Annotated in this window: 7 protein-coding genes; 2 read left to right on the top strand and 5 right to left on the bottom strand. The window is 38.6% G+C overall.

Annotation, left to right across the window (positions count from 1 at the left end; all coding sequences use genetic code 11):
• Positions 1–234: 234 nt before the first annotated feature.
• Positions 235–438, top strand: coding sequence for a hypothetical protein (locus IQ228_RS19440; RefSeq protein WP_027401304.1), 204 nt, complete (start codon positions 235–237; stop codon positions 436–438).
• 23 nt (positions 439–461) lie between these two features.
• Positions 462–707: a type II toxin-antitoxin system RelE/ParE family toxin gene (locus IQ228_RS19445; RefSeq protein WP_027401303.1), complete on the top strand. Its 246-nt coding sequence runs from the start codon at positions 462–464 to the stop codon at positions 705–707.
• A gap of 91 nt (positions 708–798) precedes the next feature.
• Here the strand turns inward: IQ228_RS19445 and IQ228_RS19450 are convergent, their stop codons facing one another.
• From IQ228_RS19450 to IQ228_RS19470, 5 genes are all read right to left on the bottom strand, one after another.
• Complete coding sequence (locus IQ228_RS19450; RefSeq protein ID WP_193964018.1) at positions 799–1395, bottom strand: heme-copper oxidase subunit III; 597 nt, start codon at positions 1393–1395, stop codon at positions 799–801.
• A gap of 179 nt (positions 1396–1574) precedes the next feature.
• Positions 1575–3227 carry a cytochrome c oxidase subunit I gene (ctaD, locus tag IQ228_RS19455; protein WP_027401301.1) on the bottom strand — a complete coding sequence of 551 codons (1653 nt, stop codon included), beginning with the start codon at positions 3225–3227 and terminating at the stop codon, positions 1575–1577.
• A 156-nt stretch (positions 3228–3383) separates the two neighbouring features.
• Positions 3384–4310, bottom strand: coding sequence for a cytochrome c oxidase subunit II (locus IQ228_RS19460; RefSeq protein WP_193964020.1), 927 nt, complete (start codon positions 4308–4310; stop codon positions 3384–3386).
• Positions 4311–4385: 75 nt separating this feature from the next.
• Positions 4386–4997: a DUF2231 domain-containing protein gene (locus IQ228_RS19465; RefSeq protein ID WP_027401299.1), complete on the bottom strand. Its 612-nt coding sequence runs from the start codon at positions 4995–4997 to the stop codon at positions 4386–4388.
• On the bottom strand, positions 4994–5494 hold the full coding sequence (locus tag IQ228_RS19470; protein ID WP_027401298.1) for a DUF2231 domain-containing protein: 501 nt from the start codon (positions 5492–5494) through the stop codon (positions 4994–4996). Before IQ228_RS19470 ends, IQ228_RS19465 begins: the two co-directional genes overlap by 4 nt.
• Positions 5495–5810: the final 316 nt, after the last annotated feature.

Genomic DNA, 5810 nt, shown 5'->3' on the forward strand with positions numbered 1-5810 from the left:
GAGTATAAGTTGTAGCTATGTTCGTAAATTTACTATATATCGCCTTCTGACTGTTATTGCTGCCAATAGACACAAAAAAATAAGCTCGTAGTAAGTATTCAATAACAAAGTTGAATTAACACCAAAGTAACCATTATCGTAATTACCAGGAATGAAAGAACGACTCAAATTCAGCCTGATAAAAATATGTTACATTAAATGTAAATAGTAAAATACTAATCCTATATAAACAAAATGCAAGCTAATCAATATCCCTTCGCTCAAGAATTGATTACTGATATTGAAGGTAATATCAAAAAAGTGGTCGTGGATTTTCAAGACTATTTACGGTTGCTAGAAGCGATAGAAGATGAAGGACTTATTCTAGCTATGAAAGAAGTAGAAAATGAGAAACCATTAAATATTGATGAAGCTTTAGCGGAATTAGAAAAAGAGTGAATATCCAGTAGCTACCCAGTTTTATTAAAGATTTGAAAGCACTCAAAAGTACACCCTATTATGAGTCTATTAAGAAATTTGCTTTTGCAGAAATAATTGAAATATCAAGTTTTGCAGAAATCACAAATATCAAAAAGCTTCAGGGATATGATAATGCTTATCGGATTCGTATAGGTGATTATCGTCTTGGTATTATTTTTGATGGTGAAACATTAATTTTTGAAAGAGTTTTACACCGAAAAGAAATTTATCGCTACTTTCCTAAATAGATAATTTTGCAATAATGATACAAATACATGAATAAGGGTTTAGCAATGCTAAACCCCTACATGATTTATTGATTTTTTGCTAATAAAATATCTACTGCCAAACGTAGATAAGTAGAAACAAAACAATCCAGATAACATCAACAAAGTGCCAAAACAAAGAAGTGGCATTTATGCCAAAATGACCATTATCAAAATTACCAGGAACGAAAGAACGCAACAAGACAATTAACTGTAATAGAATACCCGTAAAAACGTGCAAACCGTGAAAACCAGTTAAGAGATAAAACATTCCGCCAAAAGTACCAGAAGTAAAGCCAAATTCTAATTGACTCCATTCCACAGCTTGGCCAAAAAGGAAATAACCACCCATAGCCATTGTTAAAAACAACAACAGCCGATAAGTCTTTAAATCATGTCTTTCTAGGGCTTTTTCTGCAAAGAAAATCACAAAACTACTAGCAACCAAAACAACAGTATTAATGCTAGGTTCTTTTATTTCCAAACCAGAAACACCAGTTGGTAACCAATTAACAGTAGAAGTTTTGTAGATAATATAGCCAGCAAAGAAACTCAAGAAAATGACACTTTCAGATAACAGAAACACAATAAAACCAAACATTTTATTGCCTTCTTCATCATGCTCATGACTAACATGATCTAAATCATCAGGAGAAACAGAACTATCCATTGTTAAAAAACTCCAAAACCAGGAAACTAGTAATTAAGAAAAAAGTAACGAGAAAAACTATAGCGATTCTAAATAAGACGTAAAAAATTCTCTTCCTTCTCTTCCTCTGCGCCCTCTGCGTCTCTGCGGTTCGTTAAAAAATCAAATTTACACATCAAATAGAATCGCTATATTACCCATTACTCATGTTCAGAAGATGCCATTAATTCAGACTTACCATAACCATAAGGCTCACAAGTAACAATTGGAATTTCCTCAAAATTCTCAACAGGAGGAGGAGAAGAAACAGTCCATTCCAAACCAATTGCCCGCCAAGGATTAGCAGGAGCTTTTTCTCCATCCATCCAAGAAATTAACATATTGAAGATGAAAGGAAGAGTAGACATTCCTAATAGAAAAGAACCCAAACTAGCAACAATATTCCAACCAATTAACTCAGGTGCATAGGAAGCCGCCCGGCGTAACATTCCTTGCAAACCTAAAGGGTGCATGGGTAAGAAATTCAAATTTGTGCCGATAAATGCTAACCAAAAATGGATTTTGCCCCAACCTTCGTGGAACATTCTGCCCGTCATTTTAGGAAACCAATGATAGATAGCGGCATACATTCCCATAGTTACAGTTCCATAGAGAACATAATGGAAATGCCCGACAACAAAATAGGTATTATTAACATGAACATCTACAGGAACAGAAGAAAGCATAATTCCTGTAATGCCAGCAAAAACAAACATTACCAAACCACCCAAAGCAAATAACATGGGTGTAGTGAGGCGAATTTTACCGCCCCAAATAGTTGCCACCCAAGCAAATACCTTAATCCCTGTGGGAATAGAAACAAACATGGTTGTCACCATGAAAAACAACCGTAGCCAACCGGGAGTACCACTGACATACATATGGTGTACCCAAACAATGCCGCTAACTACAGCGATTAACATGGAAGAAATGGCAACGACTTTATAACCAAATAAAGGTTTGCGAGAATAAACCGGGAAGATTTCTGAGAAAATCCCGAAAATAGGCAAAATGATCACATAAACTGCGGGGTGAGAATAGAACCAGAAATAATGCTGGAACATCACCGGGTTTCCGCCTTTAGTAGGATCAAAAAAGGCAGTTCCCACTGTAATATCAAGAAGTAGCATGACCGCCCCGGCTGTTAAAGCTGGCAGTCCAAATAATTGGATAATTTGGGCGCTAAATACTGCCCAAACAAAGAGGGGCATTCTAAAGAAACCCATGCCCGGCGATCGCATTTTCACAATAGTAGTGACAAAATTCACCGCACCCATAATCGAGGAGACACCGGAAATAGCCACCGCTAATAACCAAAGAACTTGACCATTAATCAAGTTTCCTGTGGGGTTTTGCGTACTGACGGGGGGATATGCCCACCAACCAGATTGAGCAGGTCCACCGGGGACAAAGAAGCTGGACATGAGGAGAATACCCACCACAGGAACCATCCAAAAGGCGACGGCGTTGAGGCGGGGAAATGCCATATCTCGCGCCCCAATCATCAAGGGAACGAGGTAGTTAGCCATACCAACAAGAGAGGGAAACGTCCACAGAAACAGCATCACTGTTCCGTGCATGGTGAACATTCCGTTGTAGACTGTGCGGTCTATTAAATCAGCTTCGGGGGTGATGAGTTCCCCGCGCAAAATCATAGCGAAGATACCGCCAACTAGGAAGAAAATAAAAGAGGTAACGAGGTATTGAATACCGATAACCTTATGATCTGTACTAAAACTGAAGTAGGTTCTCCAGGTTTGGGGCGGTTCGTGGTGATGTGATTCACCAGTGATATGAATGGGGATGTTAGCCATTTGTCAGTTATTAAGTAGGTGAACACAATAAAACCAAACTGTGTAAAGAAATTTAAAATCGCTGAAAACTTCTTTACTCTTGCCTTGCTATAACGACAATTTTCAACGCCAACCTACTTAGTGGTTAGTTGTCAGTAGCAAAGAAAAATTACAAAGTTAACCTGGGAAATTGACTAATGGAGGTGCTGCCGGTTCAACAGTTTTCCAACCGCTGTCAATGCCGTTTTCTATTTTTAGGGCATATTCGGAAGCTGCTTGGTTAGGGGCTGGGCTGGGTGTTTGACTCGCAGCTTTGCTTAACCACTGCTGATAGTTGCTAGGTGATTCCACAACGACCTTGGCTCGCATAGTGGCAAAGTATGTACCGCTATACTGAGAGTCAGTCAAATCATAGGCACCGGGGCGAATGGGGGTAAATTCAAAGTCGAGGTCGTTACCAGGAATAATGTCTTGTTTGAGGCGGAAAGCAGGGATATAAAAGCCGTGAAGTACATCTTCCGAATGGAGATTTAGACGGATACGGCTACCCTGCGGTAAATGCAATTCTGTACTGGTAACATTGCTTTGGGGATAATGAAACACCCAAGCCCACTGTTTAGCTAATACATCAATGTGTTCTAAATTCTCACCTGCTGAGACTGCTGAAGCTTCACCCAGTGCAGCATCAGCGGTTTCTGTCTTCATCGGATTATGTAAATGGATCTGATGAGAAGGTCCCTGGATGCCCATTTCTTCGTAAACTTGGTAACTATAACCCGCAATCCATAACACCAACATAATTGGGATTGCCGTCCAAACCACTTCTAAAGTAACGTTACCTTCAATATGCGGACCATCGCCTAAATCATTGGCTTTCGCCCGGTGGAAACAAATAGAATAGAAAAGAGTAGCAGTTACTCCCAGGAAAATCAAAGATCCTAATGTTACCAAAAAGCTAAATAAATCATCAATTAGATGAGATTCAGCAGCCCCTTGGGGAGGAAGCCAAGAATAAGCCTGTTTACCAATCCATAGACTAGAAAGAGTTACCGCAACTGCCCCAGTAACTATGGTCAAAAAGTTGAGAAATTGCCGAATTTTCATAATGGTCAGTTGTTAGTTGTCAGTGGTCGGTCGTTAGCTAAGAATTTTTACCGATTACCAATTACTAATCACCCATTACCGATTACCAAATATTTGATTGATGTCTTTTCCGGCTCTTAGTAATTTATCGGCTGTATTGTGAACACCAAAATCTGCTGCCAAGTGCGCTCCTAATGTGCCGTGAAAATACATTAGCAACATAATAATTACACCGACAACCAAGTAAGAAATTTGAACTTCTCTCTCTTCGTATTTGCCAATAACGTAACGTTGCCAACCTCTCCAAAAGGTCATACCGACAATCATCGCTAATAGCAATACACCGCCCACACCATGCCACATCATTGTCGGCATTGCCAGCATTCCCCAAGGACTTTTGATATCTGTTGGTGGGGCTGCCAACAACATTTCATAAAAACCTGCACCAACCGTAAAAAATGTAATCACAGCCGCAGCAAAAATGTTGTACCAACCCACATCAAATAATTGAGAACGTTCAACCTTAATTCCCAAAAACTTGAACAACCATTTTTCCACAGGAAAAAATACACCTAAAAGATCAAAGATAATGGCAATGATGAATAAACCTAATGTAAGATGTACCAAATTAGGATGAATCGGAATGGCATAAGGTAAACCATTTGCACCCATTTGGTGACTAATTTGGTCTAATAATTCTGAATTCATGGCAAGATTCCATCCTTTACCGCTTCCACAACAGGTACAGTATGTAAGCCATACACCCATACAAGTTCATCACCAAGATATACTTGAAACCCAACCAGCACTGTTAATAAAACTGCCACAGCTATGTAATGAAATGGGAGTTTTTTTGAGTTACGACTTCGCAACACATAACGCCAAGCTGTAATTGCAGCAATAATACCTGAAAGTGACCAACCGATAAGAGTATGAACATTTAATACTGATTTAGCCAGTTCGTAGGGTTTCGCTAAACCAGCTTCAAATTGGCCAAAAATAATCGCCACAAAAATAGCTACTGTGGCAATACACATATTCCACCAACTCACCTCAAATAAGGTAGTTTTCCCAGTTAAATACCCAGCGACATCACAAAAAACAGAAAATAGAACCATCGCAATTACAAAGTGAACCACGATAGGATGTAAAGGATCTGGATATGGTAAATTATGCTCATTCAATGAAGTGAAAAAATCCAGCATTAAATTCTCCTAGACTTACTACTCCTTAGCCAAACTTGAATAATTGCTAGATACTCACTAACATCAATAAATTATTTGATAAATCTGCTGTGAGTTCGCTGCAATGTATAACCAAATAGCCAATTACTTTTGGTCAAGTTATTTCCTCATCGTGACAACAGCAATTATGGATGTAGCTAAACTAAATCACTGTTAGAGGTTGAATTTACTAGATGTAAATTTTTATGAATTGTCCAAAAAACTAAAAGCAGAACTTCTAGAATTAATGAGAGAGACAACAACAGATTTTGATCTTGGCTCTATTACAATATTTTTA

The sequence above is a fragment of the Dolichospermum sp. LEGE 00246 genome (assembly GCF_015207865.1).
Taxonomy (GTDB): domain Bacteria; phylum Cyanobacteriota; class Cyanobacteriia; order Cyanobacteriales; family Nostocaceae; genus Dolichospermum; species Dolichospermum heterosporum.

Coding starts and splice junctions, on each gene's coding strand:
- IQ228_RS19440 (WP_027401304.1), top strand. CDS start 235: ATGCAAGCTAATCAATATCCCTTCGCTCAAGAATTGATTACTGATATT.
- IQ228_RS19450 (WP_193964018.1), bottom strand. CDS start 1,395: ATGGATAGTTCTGTTTCTCCTGATGATTTAGATCATGTTAGTCATGAG.
- ctaD (WP_027401301.1), bottom strand. CDS start 3,227: ATGGCTAACATCCCCATTCATATCACTGGTGAATCACATCACCACGAA.
- IQ228_RS19460 (WP_193964020.1), bottom strand. CDS start 4,310: ATGAAAATTCGGCAATTTCTCAACTTTTTGACCATAGTTACTGGGGCA.
- IQ228_RS19465 (WP_027401299.1), bottom strand. CDS start 4,997: ATGAATTCAGAATTATTAGACCAAATTAGTCACCAAATGGGTGCAAAT.
- IQ228_RS19470 (WP_027401298.1), bottom strand. CDS start 5,494: ATGCTGGATTTTTTCACTTCATTGAATGAGCATAATTTACCATATCCA.